Consider the following 13699-nt stretch of genomic DNA (forward strand, 5'->3'; position numbering starts at 1 on the left):
CGCGCTTTAGTTCCGTTCTCTCCTATTCTGACTTTTTAATTTAACTTTGCTAACACGCTTATTTTCGCGTGGGTGGCGTTTATTTCTCGTTCAGGAGAGAAATCATGCTGTATTGGATTTTATTAGCGCTGGCGATCGCTGCGGAAATTATTGGCACCGTCTCAATGAAATGGGCCAGCGTAAACGGTGGCAACGCCGGCTATATTTTTATGCTGGTGATGATCGCGCTGTCTTATATTTGTTTATCCTTCGCCATCAAGCGGATTGCCCTTGGCGTGGCGTATGCCATGTGGGAAGGCATTGGCATTCTGTTTATTACGCTGTTTAGCGTGCTGTTGTTCGATGAAGCCTTATCCGCCGTTAAAGTCGCTGGCCTGCTGACGCTGATCCTCGGCATTGTGCTGATCAAATCAGGCACGCTGAGTCGCAAGGAGCTGCGTCATGGCAACGTTTAACGGGCTACATATCGCGTGGCTGGCGCTGGCCATTGGCCTGGAGATTGTCGCCAATATCTTCCTGAAATACTCCAACGGTTTCCGCCGCCCATTGTTTGGCGTGTTATCGCTGGTGGCGGTGCTGGCAGCGTTCAGCGCGCTGGCGCAGGCGGTGAAAGGCATTGATTTAACGGTAGCCTACGCATTGTGGGGTGGGCTGGGATTGGTTGCCACCGTGGCGGCGGGCTGGATTCTGTTTGGTCAGCGGTTGAGTCGGGTTGGCTGGCTGGGCGTGGGATTGTTGTTGCTCGGTATGGTGCTGATTAAGTTCGCCTAAGGTTCCCTCTCCACTTGGGAGAGGGTAAGAGCATCAACCCCGGCCGTGTGGCTCATCCCAGTCAAATGCTGGGCCCAGCGAAATCACGCCGCTTGGGTTGATGGTTTTGTGGCTGCAATAGTAGTGATGGCGGATGTGCGGCAAATTGACCGTGTCGGCGATGCCCGGCATTTGATAGATGTCGCGCAGGAAGCCGTTCAGATTGCGGTAATCACTGATGCGGTGACGATCGCACTTGAAGTGGGTGACGTAGACCGGATCGAAGCGCACCAGCGTGGTCCACAAGCGTAAATCCGCTTCGGTCAGTTGGTCGCCTGTGAGATAACGGTGTTGGCCGAGAATCTGTTCGAGACGCGCTAACGAATGGATCAGCGCCGTTACCGATTCATCGTACGCCGCCTGCGAAGTGGCAAAACCGCTTTTATATACGCCATTGTTGACCGTGTCGTACACCCAGCTGTTCACTTCATCAATTTTGTCGCGCAGCGCCGCCGGATAATAGTCACCCGCACGGGCACCTTGCGCATCGAACGCGCTGTTAAGCATGCGCATGATGTCGGCGGATTCATTGCTGACGATGGTTTGCTGGGTTTTATCCCACAGCACCGGCACGGTCACGCGGCCGGAGTAGTGTGCATCGGCGTGCAGATAGATCTGATAAAGAAACTCTTTTTGATACAGCGCGTCGCCGGTGGCGTCAGGGAAACTGGCGTCAAAGGTCCAGCCGTTCTCCAGCATCAGCGGATGCACCACCGAAACTGAAATCATCTCTTCTAATCCCTTGAGCTTAAGCATCAACAGCGTGCGATGCGCCCACGGGCAGGCAAGCGAGACGTAAAGATGATAGCGATCACGCTCAGCAGCGAAGCCCGCTTTGCCGGTTGGACCGGCGCTGCCATCGGCGGTAACCCAGTTGCGCCAGACGGCTTCTGTGCGTTTGAAGCGGCCACCGGTTGACTTCGTATCGTACCAGGTGTCGTGCCAGACACCATCAATCAGCTGTCCCATAAGCCCTCCATAATAAAAAGGGGCGAGGAAAATCCCCGCCCCTGCAATTCAGTATATGTGTTCTCTAACGCTTGTGCTGCTTAGCGTGCAGCCGCTGGCTGAACGCGCTGACGAATCAGACGGTCAATGCTGTAAGCGCCTGGACCTACCAGACCCAACACCAGGAAGCCACCGGCGATGGAGAGGTTTTTCATGAACATCAGCTGGTTAACACCTTCCGCGAAGTTGCTGTGAAACAGGAACGCGGTCAGCAGAGTAAAGCCAGCGGTGAACAGGGCGGTAAAGCGCGTCAGGAAACCGAACAGAATCGCCAGACCGCCGCCGAACTCCAGCAGAATAACCAGCGGCAGCAGGAAGCCTGGGACGCCCATCGCCTGCATGTATTGTGCGGTACCGGCGTAGCCAGTGATTTTGCCCCAGCCTGCGGTGATAAACAGAATGGTCATTAATACGCGTGCTACCAGCAGGCCTGAGTCTTCGAATTTTTTCATCATCTACTCCAACAAGGTTTTTGTTGCAGGTTGTTGGCCTGCGGGTTTTGAATCCCCTTGAACCGGTTGTTTCAGTTCAGTGGGCTGATGGAGGGAGATGATAATCGCAGGTTGAAAGAGTTGTAAGCGAGATAAACTGTCAATGTTATTCAGTAAATTTGAGGAGGGCGAAACCGAATCGACTAGATCCGGTTTTAGAGAGAGGAATTAGCGAGTATTCAGGGTTGATTTGATCATGCGCCAGGTGCTCCAGACGCCGAAACCACGTTTGGCCCAGCGCAGCAGGCGATTGGGGCTGCGAATCGACCAGATGGCCAATGCACTGCTGCCAATCGCCAGATAACGACGCATGCCAATGATGGTTAACCAGCCGCGATCGTATTGCGCGGTGCTAATCAGCCAGTCGCGGCTGTCGGCGCTGAGATCAAGCCGCTGCTGCTGCACCTGATTGAGCAATTCGTGAATGCGTGCTTCACGTTCGCGGCGGCTCATGAGCGATGCTCCTCCAGCAGTTTGCGATCGGTGTCCAGTTCTTTACGCGTATGGCGCAACAACGTTGACTGGCGCGATTTGTACAATGTCCACAAACCAAAGATCAGCGCCAGAGCAAATAGCACCGCTGTGGTAATGGCAATCGCCATTAGGCGATATTGTGCATCCACCGCCCAGATGATCAATACCATCAGGCTCATCAGACCGAAAGCGGTAAACAGCATGGTAAGGCCCACCATCATCAGCATCTGAATCAGGTTAGCCTTTTCCTCTTCCAGTTCCACAATCGCCAGTCGGACGCGCGTCTCGACCATGCTAACCAGCGTGGTAACGACCCGTTGACCGATGTTAAAGACCCCTTTGCCGGGGCCGTGGCTTTGCTGACTATCACTCATCATTAACGCCGTGAAATTAAAATGCCGATGAGAATACCTACCGCTGCACCAATACCTACGCCGTGCCACGGATTATCGCGTACGTATTCGTCGGCTTTTTCCGCCGCTTCACGCGTGGTTTGTGCAATACGTTCGCCGGAATCGCCGAGACGTTCACGGGAGCTTTCAATAGCGCCGCGCGCTTTATGACGCAACTTATCCAGCTCGCCTTTGGATTTATCTGCTGAGCTGCTCAGCACTTCTTCCAGAGTATCAGCCAGATTTTTCAATTCAGCGCGCAGATGTTCAGATGTTGTTTCTTTAGCCATGGAAATCTCCTTTTACAGCATTTAGTTAAGTCCGATTAATAAGGTTCAGCTTCAAGCTTTTTCAGTTCGTGCTGCGCCTCTTCCAGCTTACGTTCGCGCTTCTCAATTTTGTCCTTGTCGCCATCCTGACGCTCTTCTTTCAGCTCACGCTCACGTTCGGCGATTTTGTGCTTCTGATCAGCGATACGTTCACTGTGTGCGGATTTCAGCTTCTCATCGGTGCAGCCTGCGCGGACTTCGGTCAATGCGCGCTCCAGCCCGGTAACGCGGCGCTGGTTGTCGTGCTGTTTCGCCATATCGATCTCGCGCTGAATGTCCTGCTCTTTTTGTTGGCAGAGCGATTCAGCCGCCAGCAGCGAACCCGAGAGTGAAAAAAGAATAGCACCTAGCAGTAATTGATGTTTCATCAGGTTGTGACCTTCCATTGTTGATGACCTGTCTGAGAGTAGACAAGAGAGGCTTCCCAGCATGTCTTAGGCTTACGCTATCTCTAAGGATAGACAGCAGACGAAAAAATTCAAAGAAGACGCGGGGATAGCGGGGGATTAGCTCACCGCCTGACTTGACGTCAGGCGGTGAAATTTAGCTAAAAGTTGGGCGACTGGCGTCAGGATATTGCTGCGAGGCCTGCGGGCCAGCGGCAACAACAAAGCCTTGTGGCAACAGGCGCTTCAACACTTTCTGCGCCGCCAGGCTCTGTTCTTCATTCTCAAAATGAATCACCAGCGCATCGCCTGAAGGCGTAATACTTTTGATACGCACGCCCTGCGCGGAAAGTTGCTGATAGAGATAAAAACCATCGGGCAGATTGGTGCCGCTGTTGGCGACACGAATCTGCACCACGGTTTCATGCTGCATCAGGGTCGGAACGAAACAGATCGCCAGCAGCGCCAACGCGCCACCCAGCGCCCAAGGCAGGAAACGCCTTGGGAATCCACGGAATTTGATCATGACTGTGAATTCCCGTTACGCGTCGACTGACGTTTGCGCCAAATCACCACTAAAGAACCGATCAAACCAATTACCAGCAGCACCAGTGGCAGCAGCATCAGGCACAACATCAGCTCATCTTCGTAACGACGGAAAATCGGCGTTTTGCCCAGCGCGAAGCCCAGCACGGTAAGAATCAGCACCCACAGGAAGCCGCTGACCCAGTTGAAGAACTGAAAGCGCGCATTACTCAGGCCAGAAAGCCCAGCGATGGTCGGGAGCAAGGTGCGGACGAAGGCAATAAAGCGACCCACCAGCAATGCTGACAAGCCATGGCGATGGAACAGTCGGTGGGCGCGTTGATGATATTGCGCAGGCAGGTGCGATAACCATTTTTGCACGGTAGGCGTATTACCCAGCCAGCGGCCCTGAATGTAGCTTACCCAGCAGCCAAGGCTGGCACCGGTGGTCAGAATTAGCAGTGTCAGCGGGAAACCCATGGTGCCTTTAGCAATCAGCACACCCACCAGAATCAGTAAACTATCGCCGGGCAAAAACGCGGCGGGCAGCAGTCCATTTTCCAGAAACAGAATCATGAACAGCACGCCATAAATGGCCCAAACCAGCGTCGGGTCGGAGAGCATTTCGTAATCCTGCTGCCATAAGGCATGCAGCAATGCTTGCAAAATATCCATCAATCATTCCTGAACATCATTGTTAAACGTGCCCGTGAGGGGCTTAGGCGCAGACTGGCGTTGGTTATACATTTTAGATAAGCAGCCTGAGCAGGAGTTTCCGGATCCTTCCAGAATTGATTGTTAAATCAGCGACTTTATAAAAGCCCTGTCGCAAAGGGTAATAAAAGGGCGATAACTGTAACAAAAATAACGTTATCCAGACAGGGGAAAGTGCCTGCCGCACAGGAGTTTTACCTTTAGACGCAGGTGGTCCAAAGGAGCTTTACATGAGCTGACACTATTGCAGACTAACTGACTTTTTCGGCAACAAAACGGCTGAAAAATAAGCAGGATTAGCGTGGGTTTTCGCTACCTTCAGGCAGGATGACCGGATTTTCAGCAAACATGTAACGGTCGACGTTAAACTCAAAATCGTCGGTGGTGGCGTTAAACAGCATCTGCTTAGTATTTTCCAGATGTTGCCACATTGCTAGCTTACTGGCGGCGGGATCCTTGCGGATTAGAGCTTTGAGGATCTGGTCGTGATCGTCACACCAGCTAGTGATATTTTTGGCATCAATGTGTTCGTGCAGCTTTAGCCAGTAAGGATTGTGCAGACGATGTAGCCACATCTTCTTGACAATCGCCGCTAAAGCGCTGTTCTGCGTTGATTGCGCGATGCGCACGTGAAACTCCATATCCCACGCAGAATCGCGCGAATGATCTTCCTGACGCGCTTTCTCCTGGATCCCCATTAATGCCACGATGTCCTGACGCGTTACCTGTGTAGCGGCAAACTCAGCCACGTTGCTTTCAATCAGCTGGCGCGCCTGTAGTAACTCGAAGGGACCGAAATTGGCGAACTCCAGCAGGCTGGACGTCACCACGCGGTTCTGCTGCTGGCTGCTGATGACGTGAATGCCGGAACCTTTCCGCACCTCCACGTAACCTTCCACTTCTAGCATGATGATCGCTTCACGCACCACGGTACGGCTCACCTGCATCTCTTCCGCAATCAGACGTTCAGCAGGCAATTTGTCGCCAACCCGGTAATCGGCGGCTTCAATGCGGCGTTTGAGTTCGCTGGCGAGCTGTTGATAGAGGCGTCGTGATTCGGTCAGGTCCATTGCGCGGTCCGCTGTGGGAGAAAGTTGAGTTGTTATACCACTTCAGCCGCACAGAGGAAATGGGCTGGCCGATGCCAGCCCGATGAGCTTAGGTGCGTACCGCAGCGGACTGCACCGCTGACCGATCGTCGAGTTCTGAAACCGGCTGGTTTTTCAGGACCGTCCAGATAACCACCGCGCCTAACAGATCAAACACCGCCAGCGCCGCGAACAGCGGGCTGAAGCCCAGCGTATCCGCCAGCGCACCAACCACCAACGCAAACATGGTGCTCGCCGTCCAGGCCGCCATGCCGGTTAAGCCATTGGCGGTAGCCACTTCGTTACGGCCAAACACATCCGAAGAGAGTGTGATCAGCGCGCCAGAAAGCGCCTGATGGGCAAACCCGCCGACGCACAGCAGCCCAATCGCGACATACGGACTGGTGAACAAACCGATGGTGCCTGGCGCAATCATCAAAACCGCGCCCATGGTGACCACCAGTTTGCGCGAGACGATAAGATTGACGCCAAACCAGCGCTGGAACAGCGGCGGCAAGTAGCCACCGACAATACAGCCGAGATCGGCGAACAGCATCGGCATCCAGGCAAACATGGCGATCTCTTTCAGGTTGAAGCCGTATACCTTGAACATAAACAGCGGAATCCACGCGTTAAAGGTTCCCCACGCCGGTTCGGCGAGGAAACGCGGCAGCGCAATGCCCCAGAACTGACGATTGCGCAGGATCTGGCGCGCCGACATCTTCTTGTTATTACCGGTTTGATGCTGCAGTTCCTGGCCGGCAATGATGTAGTGACGCTCCTCATCACTCAGCTTGGTTTGCTGTTTGGGATGTTTGTAAAACACCAGCCAGCAGATGGCCCACACCATGCTCAGCACGCCGGTAATAATGAACGCCATTTGCCAGCTGTGCGCCACGATCGCCCACACCACCAGCGGCGGGGCCAGCATCGCGCCAATCGACGATCCTACATTGAAATAGCCCACCGCCACCGAACGCTCTTTGGCGGGGAACCATTCGCTACTGGCTTTCAGGCCTGCCGGAATCATCGCTGCTTCGGCGGCGCCAACCGCACCGCGCGCCAGCGCAAAGCCGCCCCAGCTGCCCGCCATCGCGGTTGCGGCACAGAAGATCGCCCACAGCACGGCAAACACCGCATAACCGATTTTGGTGCCGAGCATGTCCAGCACATAACCGGCCACCGGCTGCATGATGGTGTAGCACGCCGAGTAGGCGGCGACGATATAGGAATATTGTTGCGTGGTGATACCCAACTGCGTTTCCAGCGTGGGCGCCGCAACGGCAATGGTGTTGCGCGTCAGGTAGCCGAGCACCGTGCCCAGCGTCACCAGCCCAATCATGTACCAGCGTAGCCCTTTGATCTTACGCATTATTAACCTCGTCCAGTCTGTCGTTGCGGTTTTACCGCTGTAGTTATCTGGAGCGGGAAGATGTGAACAGTGCTGATCACTCCCGCAGTTCCTTGCCTGTGCCATTAATCCCGTTAGCAACGGAGCGAGAGGTTAACTTGTTATACAGCTTCAAAAGTTGAATGCCATCACACAAACCTTGCGGCTCATGTGTGTAAGGACGAAAGATCGTTAAAACAGCTATTTAGCGCAATATCCGCAACAGAATCGTCCATATACCCACAGTGAAACTGTCATTATTGTGAGTCGGATCGCAAACAATTTTGCCGTTCGTCTAAATTGGTATGATAACTTTTAGTTAAAAGCCACCTGGCTACAAAATGAGGAAGCAGGTATGTCGCGTTTTATGAGTGAGGATTTTCTACTCGACACCGAGTTCGCCCGTCGTCTGTACCATGACTACGCCAAAGACCAGCCGATTTTCGACTATCACTGTCACTTGCCGCCGCAGCAGATTGCCGATAATTACCGCTTCACCAACCTCTATGACATCTGGCTGAAAGGCGATCACTACAAATGGCGTGCGATGCGCGCTAACGGCGTGCCGGAAGCGTTGTGTACCGGCGATGCCAGCGACCGTGAGAAATTTAATGCCTGGGCGCGCACCGTGCCGCATACCATCGGCAATCCGCTCTATCACTGGACGCACCTCGAATTACGCCGACCTTTTGGCATTACCGATGTGCTGTTGAACGAACAGAGCGCGGAACGTATCTGGCTGCAGTGCAATGAACTGCTGGCGCAGGACGCCTTCAGCGCGCGCGGCATCATGCAGCAGATGAAGGTGAAAATGGTCGGCACCACCGACGATCCGCTCGACGACTTGCAGCATCACCGTAAGCTGGCGCAGGACAGCAGCTTTGACGTCAAAGTGCTGCCGAGCTGGCGTCCGGACAAGGCCTTCAATATTGAGCTGGAGAGCTTCCTGCCATGGATTCAGCGCTTAGAGCAGGTGGCGGATGTCAGCGTGCTGCGCTTTGACGATTTGCGTCGCGCCTTAAGCCAGCGACTCGATCATTTCGCCGCGCATGGCTGCAAAATCTCTGATCACGCGTTGGATGTGGTGCTGTTTGCGGAAGCGGATGACGCCACGCTCGACGGCATTCTGGCGCGTCGACTGCAAGGCGCAGCGCCTTCCGCCGAAGAGACGGCTCAATTCAAAACCGCCGTGCTGGTGTGGCTCGGCAGCGAATATGCGCGCCGTGGCTGGGCGCAGCAATATCACATTGGTGCGCTGCGCAACGCCAATCGTCGCCAGTTTGATATCCTCGGCCCGGATGTTGGCTTCGATTCGATTAATGATGCGCCGCTGGCGATTCCGCTGGCGCGCCTGTTGGATGCGCAGAACCGCAACAACGCGCTGCCAAAAACCATCCTTTACTGCCTCAACCCGCGCGACAACGAAGTACTGGCGACCATGGCGGGCAATTTCCAGGGTGAAGGCGAACCTGGCAAAATGCAGTTTGGTTCGGCGTGGTGGTTTAACGATCAGCTGGATGGCATGCAGCGCCAGATGACGCAACTGGCGCAAATCGGCCTGCTGAGCCGCTTTGTCGGCATGCTGACCGACAGCCGCAGCTTCCTCTCCTACACGCGCCACGAATATTTCCGTCGTCTGTTGTGCCAGATGATCGGCAACTGGGTTGAGCGGGGCGAAGCGCCTGCCGACGAAGCGTTGTTAGGGCAGATGGTACAGAACATCAGTTTCAACAATGCGCGCGATTACTTCGGCATTGAGCTGGGAGCCTGATGATGAAGCGACTCAACCGTCACGACTTTCCCGGCGCGCACTATAGCGAACGGGTTATCCAGTTTGGTGAAGGCAATTTCCTGCGCGCCTTCATCGACTGGCAGCTCGACTGGCTCAATCAGCATCAAGACACTGATGCGGGCGTGGTGGTGGTGCGGCCACGCAATCGCGTGGTGGAAGAGACACTCAATCAGCAAGATGGCTTGTACACCACGCTGATTCGCGGGCTAAACACGGCGGGCGAGCAGGTGAGTGAACCCCGCCTGATCCGCAGCGTGAATCGTGAAATCCAGCCGTATCAACAGTTTGACGAATTTCTCGCGCTGGCACGCGCGCCACAAATGCGTTTTGTCTTCTCCAATACCACGGAAGCGGGCATTGCCTTCGCAGAGCAGGATCGGCTGGACGATACGCCCGCCTCGTCCTTCCCCGGCAAGCTGACGCAGCTGCTGTGGGCGCGCTTCAACCATTTTGCCGGCGCCAGTGATAAAGGCTGGCTGGTGGTGCCCTGTGAACTGATCGATTACAACGGCGACACGCTGCGTGAGCTGTTGCTGCGCTACAGCCAGCATTGGCAGCTGCCGCCGGCGTTTGCCCGCTGGGTACAGGATCACTGCGCGTTCTACAACACGCTGGTGGATCGTATTGTCACTGGTTATCCGGCGGATAGCGCGGCGATCGAAGCTTCACTGGGCTACGAAGATCGTTATCTGGTGGCGGGCGAAGTCTATTACCAGTTTGTGATTCAGGGGCCGGACGCACTGGCGCAGGAGCTGCAGCTGCACGCGCTGGCGCCAGAAGTGAAGCTGGTGGACGACATCACGCCGTACAAAGCGCAAAAGGTAGCGATCCTCAACGGCGCACACACCGCGCTGGTGCCGGTGGCGTTTCAGGCCGGGCTGGAGAGCGTGGGAGAAGCGATGGATGACGCGCAGATGGCCGGTTTTGTCGATGCGCTGCTGCGCGACGAGGTGATCCCCACGCTGGATCTGCCGCGCGATGAGCTGCACGCCTTTGCCGACGCGGTGCAGCGTCGCTTCCGCAATCCCTTTATTCGCCATGCGTTGCTCTCCATCGCTCTCAACGGTATGACCAAATTCCGCACCCGTTTGCTGCCGCAACTGCTGATGTCGCAGCAGCAAAACGGGCAATGGCCGGTGCGCCTGACTTTCTCCTTTGCCGCACTGCTGGCCTTTTATCGCGGTGCAGAGGGCGAGCGTCACTGGCCGCTGCAGGACGACGATCACTGGCTGCAGCGTTTTGCTGAACTGTGGCCAGCGGTAAATAACGATCAACAGACTCCAGAACAGTTGGTGCGCGCGGTACTCAGCGATGCCAATCACTGGGGCGAAGATCTCACGCAGCGGCCCGGATTAGTCGCTGCGGTCAGCCAGCACCTGCAAAACATCATCGTCCACGGGATGCGGACGGCGTTGACACAACTGAGATAACGCTATGCAAGATGCCATTAGAATACATTCACGCGACAACGTTGCTGTGGCGTTGCGCGATTTGCCAGCCAATACCCAGGTCGAAATCAATCAACAGACGATCACCTTGCAGCAGGAGGTTGGGCGCGGCCATAAATTTGCGTTGCAGCCTTTAATCACTGACGCGCTGGTGATCAAATACGGTTTGCCCATCGCGCACGCCACTCAGCCGATTGCGGCCGGCGAGATCATCCACTCCAGCAATGCGCGCACCAATTTGAGCGACGTGGATGAGTACGACTATCAACCCGATTTTCTCGAATTGCCGCCGCAAGTAGGCGACCGTGACGTGCAGATCTATCGCCGCACCAGCGGTGAAGTGGGCATCCGTAATGAGTTATGGATTCTGCCCACCGTCGGCTGTGTTAACGGCATCGCACGGCAAATCCTGACGCGCTTTATGAAAGAGACCAATGACGCTGAAGGCATTGATGGCGTGCATCTGTTCAGCCATCCGTTTGGCTGTTCGCAGCTTGGACAGGATCATGAAAACACCCGCACCATGCTGCAAAATATGGTGCGCCATCCCAATGCCGGCGCGGTGCTGGTGATTGGCCTCGGCTGCGAGAACAATCAGGTCGATGTGTTCCGTGAAACGCTTGGTGGTTTCGATAGCGATCGCGTGCAGTTCATGGAGTGTCAGAAGCAGAATGATGAAGTGGAAGCGGGGCTGGAACGCCTGCACGAACTCTATCGCGCCATGCGCGAAGATCAGCGTCAACCGGGCAAACTTAGCGAGCTGAAGTTTGGTCTGGAGTGCGGCGGTTCGGATGGTTTTTCCGGCATCACCGCCAATCCCATGCTGGGCTGTTTCTCCGACCAGATGATTGCCAACGGCGGCACCACCGTGCTGACCGAAGTGCCAGAGATGTTTGGCGCGGAGCGTATCCTGATGAGCCGCTGTCGCGATGAAGCCACCTTTGAAAAAACCGTGGCGATGATTAACGACTTCAAGCGCTACTTTATCGATCATCAGCAGCCGATCTACGAGAATCCCTCACCCGGTAACAAAGCCGGCGGCATCACTACGCTGGAAGAGAAGTCGCTTGGCTGCACGCAGAAGGCCGGACAAAGCCAGGTGGTGGATGTGCTGAAGTACGGTGAGCGCTTGCATACGCCGGGACTCAATCTGTTAAGTGCGCCTGGCAACGATGCGGTGGCCACCAGCGCGCTGGCGGGTGCGGGCTGTCATATGGTGCTGTTCACCACCGGACGCGGCACGCCGTATGGCGGTTTTGTGCCGACGGTGAAAATCGCCACCAATACGCAGCTCGCCGAGAAGAAGCCGCACTGGATCGATTTTAATGCCGGACGTTTGATTGAAGGGATGAGTATGGCGGAGATGCTGGAGGACTTCGTCGATATGATTGTGGCGATTGCCAATGGCCAACCGGCGCGCAATGAAACCAATGATTTCCGCGAGTTAGCCATCTTTAAAAGCGGAGTGACGTTGTAGAACCAGGTCGCCATGAATGGCGACCTGGAGCAATTACTCAGATTCTGAAACTGTACGACGCGGCTCGCGCTCGGCTTCAGCCTGGCATACGGCGGCGGTAAACAGAATATCCGTCGAGGAGTTCAACGCGGTCTCGGCGGAATCCTGCAGCACGCCAATAATGAAGCCCACCGCCACGACCTGCATCGCCAAATCATTCGGAATACCAAACATATTGCAGGCTACCGGGATCAGCAGCAGCGAACCGCCCGCCACGCCGGATGCGCCACAGGCACACAGCGACGCCACCAGACTCAACAGAATCGCGGTTGGCACATCCACCGAAATACCCAGCGTATGCACTGCAGCCAACGTCAACACAGTGATGGTGATCGAAGCACCGGCCATGCTGATGGTGGCGCCCAGCGGGATCGATACGGAGTAAGTGTCTTCATCCAGATTGAGACGCTTCGCCAGCGCCATATTCACCGGGATATTGGCTGCGGAACTGCGGGTGAAGAATGCGGTAACGCCACTCTCACGCATGCAGGTAAACACCAGCGGATAAGGGTTGCGGCGAATTTTCTGGAACACCAGCATTGGGTTGATCACCAGCGCCATAATCAGCATGCAGCCGAGCAGCAGCGCCAGCAGATTGGCGTATTCCCACAGCGCATCAAAACCGGTTGAGGCAAGAATGGAAGCGACAAGGCCAAAAATCCCCAGCGGCGCACAGCGGATCACGCAGCGCACCACCCAGGTCGCGGCATTTGACGCGTCATTAAGAAACGCTTTGCTGCTTGGGCTGGCATGACGAAACGCCAGGCCCAATCCCAGCGCCCATACCAGAATGCCGATGTAGTTGGCGTTCATCAGCGCTTCAATCGGATTCGACACCATGCTCATCAGCAAACCGTGCAGCACTTCGGCAATGCCCGACGGCGGCGTAATTTGCGTGGCACCGACGTTCATCGACAGCGTCTGAGGGAACAGATGGCTGAAGATCACTGCCACAACCGCAGCAAAGAACGTGCTGAGCAGATACAGCATGATAATCGGGCGGATATTGGTTTTCTGTCCCTGCTGATGGTTAGCGATCGAAGAAATCACCAGCACCAAAACCAGCAGCGGCGCGACGGCTTTCAGCGCACGCACGAACAGCTCGCCCAGCAAGCCAACGGCCAGTGCGGCATCGCGTGAGAACCACGCCAGCGCCACGCCCGCCACCAGGCCGATCATGATTTGTTTTACCAGGCTTCCTGCGAACAGCGCGCCCAGACGTCCAATAAAGTTGTTTTGCATATCACAGTCTTTTTATATTTGCGGTCATGAGTATTGTGCGCGGTTCAACCACCCACAACGGTTTGCCCGGCGGAGTATAAGGAAAAGAGCTTAT

General features: G+C 55.3%; 16 protein-coding genes. 5 read left to right on the forward strand and 11 right to left on the reverse strand.

Annotated features, from left to right (window positions below; all coding sequences use genetic code 11):
- Window positions 1–104 precede the first annotated feature (104 nt).
- Both mdtJ and mdtI read left to right on the forward strand, forming a co-directional pair.
- A complete protein-coding gene (gene mdtJ, locus PanJK_RS07995) occupies window positions 105–455 on the forward strand; it encodes a multidrug/spermidine efflux SMR transporter subunit MdtJ (protein WP_061720162.1) in 351 nt (116 codons plus the stop codon).
- Window positions 442–771 carry a multidrug/spermidine efflux SMR transporter subunit MdtI gene (gene mdtI / locus PanJK_RS08000; RefSeq protein WP_265298735.1) on the forward strand — a complete coding sequence of 110 codons (330 nt, stop codon included), beginning with the start codon at window positions 442–444 and terminating at the stop codon, window positions 769–771. The genes mdtJ and mdtI overlap by 14 nt, the downstream gene beginning before the upstream one ends.
- A gap of 33 nt (window positions 772–804) precedes the next feature.
- On the opposite strand, the gene PanJK_RS08005 is transcribed toward mdtI, so the two are convergent.
- The 10 genes from PanJK_RS08005 to PanJK_RS08050 all read right to left on the reverse strand — a co-directional run bounded on the left by PanJK_RS08005 (window position 805) and on the right by PanJK_RS08050 (window position 7589).
- The gene (locus PanJK_RS08005; protein WP_265298737.1) at window positions 805–1779 is read right to left on the reverse strand and encodes a glutathione S-transferase family protein; all 975 of its coding nucleotides are present in this window, start codon (window positions 1777–1779) and stop codon (window positions 805–807) included.
- An 80-nt stretch (window positions 1780–1859) separates the two neighbouring features.
- Window positions 1860–2270 (reverse strand): DoxX family protein, encoded by a 411-nt coding sequence (locus PanJK_RS08010; RefSeq protein ID WP_064738422.1) that lies wholly within the window; start codon window positions 2268–2270, stop codon window positions 1860–1862.
- A 207-nt stretch (window positions 2271–2477) separates the two neighbouring features.
- Window positions 2478–2762 (reverse strand): YqjK-like family protein, encoded by a 285-nt coding sequence (locus PanJK_RS08015; protein ID WP_256697554.1) that lies wholly within the window; start codon window positions 2760–2762, stop codon window positions 2478–2480.
- Entirely contained in the window at window positions 2759–3157 is a 399-nt protein-coding gene (locus tag PanJK_RS08020; RefSeq protein WP_192236531.1) for a phage holin family protein, read from the reverse strand. Before PanJK_RS08020 ends, PanJK_RS08015 begins: the two co-directional genes overlap by 4 nt.
- A 2-nt stretch (window positions 3158–3159) precedes the next feature.
- Window positions 3160–3465 (reverse strand): DUF883 family protein, encoded by a 306-nt coding sequence (locus PanJK_RS08025; protein ID WP_007890363.1) that lies wholly within the window; start codon window positions 3463–3465, stop codon window positions 3160–3162.
- A gap of 35 nt (window positions 3466–3500) precedes the next feature.
- On the reverse strand, window positions 3501–3872 hold the full coding sequence (locus PanJK_RS08030) for a DUF1090 domain-containing protein (protein WP_139221405.1): 372 nt from the start codon (window positions 3870–3872) through the stop codon (window positions 3501–3503).
- 175 nt (window positions 3873–4047) lie between these two features.
- Window positions 4048–4416, reverse strand: coding sequence for an EnvZ/OmpR regulon moderator MzrA (gene mzrA, locus PanJK_RS08035; RefSeq protein WP_256697553.1), 369 nt, complete (start codon window positions 4414–4416; stop codon window positions 4048–4050).
- Complete coding sequence (locus PanJK_RS08040) at window positions 4413–5090, reverse strand: DedA family protein (RefSeq protein WP_265298750.1); 678 nt, start codon at window positions 5088–5090, stop codon at window positions 4413–4415. Before PanJK_RS08040 ends, mzrA begins: the two co-directional genes overlap by 4 nt.
- 335 nt (window positions 5091–5425) lie before the next feature.
- Window positions 5426–6199: a transcriptional regulator ExuR gene (exuR, locus tag PanJK_RS08045; protein WP_265298752.1), complete on the reverse strand. Its 774-nt coding sequence runs from the start codon at window positions 6197–6199 to the stop codon at window positions 5426–5428.
- Between the two features lie 88 nt (window positions 6200–6287).
- Complete coding sequence (locus PanJK_RS08050; RefSeq protein WP_256697551.1) at window positions 6288–7589, reverse strand: MFS transporter; 1302 nt, start codon at window positions 7587–7589, stop codon at window positions 6288–6290.
- A 373-nt stretch (window positions 7590–7962) separates the two neighbouring features.
- Between PanJK_RS08050 and uxaC the strand changes: the two genes are divergently transcribed.
- Genes uxaC through PanJK_RS08065 form a run of 3 tightly spaced genes read left to right on the forward strand, consistent with a single transcriptional unit; the run spans window position 7963 to window position 12324 of the window.
- Window positions 7963–9378: a glucuronate isomerase gene (gene uxaC, locus PanJK_RS08055; protein ID WP_265298755.1), complete on the forward strand. Its 1416-nt coding sequence runs from the start codon at window positions 7963–7965 to the stop codon at window positions 9376–9378.
- Window positions 9379–9380: 2 nt separating this feature from the next.
- Window positions 9381–10829, forward strand: coding sequence for a tagaturonate reductase (locus PanJK_RS08060; RefSeq protein ID WP_265299467.1), 1449 nt, complete (start codon window positions 9381–9383; stop codon window positions 10827–10829).
- A 4-nt stretch (window positions 10830–10833) separates the two neighbouring features.
- Window positions 10834–12324: a UxaA family hydrolase gene (locus PanJK_RS08065; protein ID WP_265298758.1), complete on the forward strand. Its 1491-nt coding sequence runs from the start codon at window positions 10834–10836 to the stop codon at window positions 12322–12324.
- A 33-nt stretch (window positions 12325–12357) separates the two neighbouring features.
- Here the strand turns inward: PanJK_RS08065 and sstT are convergent, their stop codons facing one another.
- Window positions 12358–13605, reverse strand: coding sequence for a serine/threonine transporter SstT (gene sstT / locus PanJK_RS08070; protein ID WP_256697548.1), 1248 nt, complete (start codon window positions 13603–13605; stop codon window positions 12358–12360).
- Between the last annotated feature and the right edge of the window lie 94 nt (window positions 13606–13699).

Source organism: Pantoea sp. JK (genome assembly GCF_026130245.1).
GTDB lineage: Bacteria > Pseudomonadota > Gammaproteobacteria > Enterobacterales > Enterobacteriaceae > Pantoea > Pantoea trifolii.

Excerpts from the sequence above, each read along its gene's own strand:
- mdtJ (WP_061720162.1), top strand. The coding sequence starts at position 105 with ATGCTGTATTGGATTTTATTAGCGCTGGCGATCGCTGCGGAAATTATT.
- mdtI (WP_265298735.1), top strand. The coding sequence starts at position 442 with ATGGCAACGTTTAACGGGCTACATATCGCGTGGCTGGCGCTGGCCATT.
- PanJK_RS08005 (WP_265298737.1), bottom strand. The coding sequence starts at position 1,779 with ATGGGACAGCTGATTGATGGTGTCTGGCACGACACCTGGTACGATACG.
- PanJK_RS08010 (WP_064738422.1), bottom strand. The coding sequence starts at position 2,270 with ATGAAAAAATTCGAAGACTCAGGCCTGCTGGTAGCACGCGTATTAATG.
- PanJK_RS08015 (WP_256697554.1), bottom strand. The coding sequence starts at position 2,762 with ATGAGCCGCCGCGAACGTGAAGCACGCATTCACGAATTGCTCAATCAG.
- PanJK_RS08020 (WP_192236531.1), bottom strand. The coding sequence starts at position 3,157 with ATGAGTGATAGTCAGCAAAGCCACGGCCCCGGCAAAGGGGTCTTTAAC.
- PanJK_RS08025 (WP_007890363.1), bottom strand. The coding sequence starts at position 3,465 with ATGGCTAAAGAAACAACATCTGAACATCTGCGCGCTGAATTGAAAAAT.
- PanJK_RS08030 (WP_139221405.1), bottom strand. The coding sequence starts at position 3,872 with ATGAAACATCAATTACTGCTAGGTGCTATTCTTTTTTCACTCTCGGGT.
- mzrA (WP_256697553.1), bottom strand. The coding sequence starts at position 4,416 with ATGATCAAATTCCGTGGATTCCCAAGGCGTTTCCTGCCTTGGGCGCTG.
- PanJK_RS08040 (WP_265298750.1), bottom strand. The coding sequence starts at position 5,090 with ATGGATATTTTGCAAGCATTGCTGCATGCCTTATGGCAGCAGGATTAC.
- exuR (WP_265298752.1), bottom strand. The coding sequence starts at position 6,199 with ATGGACCTGACCGAATCACGACGCCTCTATCAACAGCTCGCCAGCGAA.
- PanJK_RS08050 (WP_256697551.1), bottom strand. The coding sequence starts at position 7,589 with ATGCGTAAGATCAAAGGGCTACGCTGGTACATGATTGGGCTGGTGACG.
- uxaC (WP_265298755.1), top strand. The coding sequence starts at position 7,963 with ATGTCGCGTTTTATGAGTGAGGATTTTCTACTCGACACCGAGTTCGCC.
- PanJK_RS08060 (WP_265299467.1), top strand. The coding sequence starts at position 9,381 with ATGAAGCGACTCAACCGTCACGACTTTCCCGGCGCGCACTATAGCGAA.
- PanJK_RS08065 (WP_265298758.1), top strand. The coding sequence starts at position 10,834 with ATGCAAGATGCCATTAGAATACATTCACGCGACAACGTTGCTGTGGCG.
- sstT (WP_256697548.1), bottom strand. The coding sequence starts at position 13,605 with ATGCAAAACAACTTTATTGGACGTCTGGGCGCGCTGTTCGCAGGAAGC.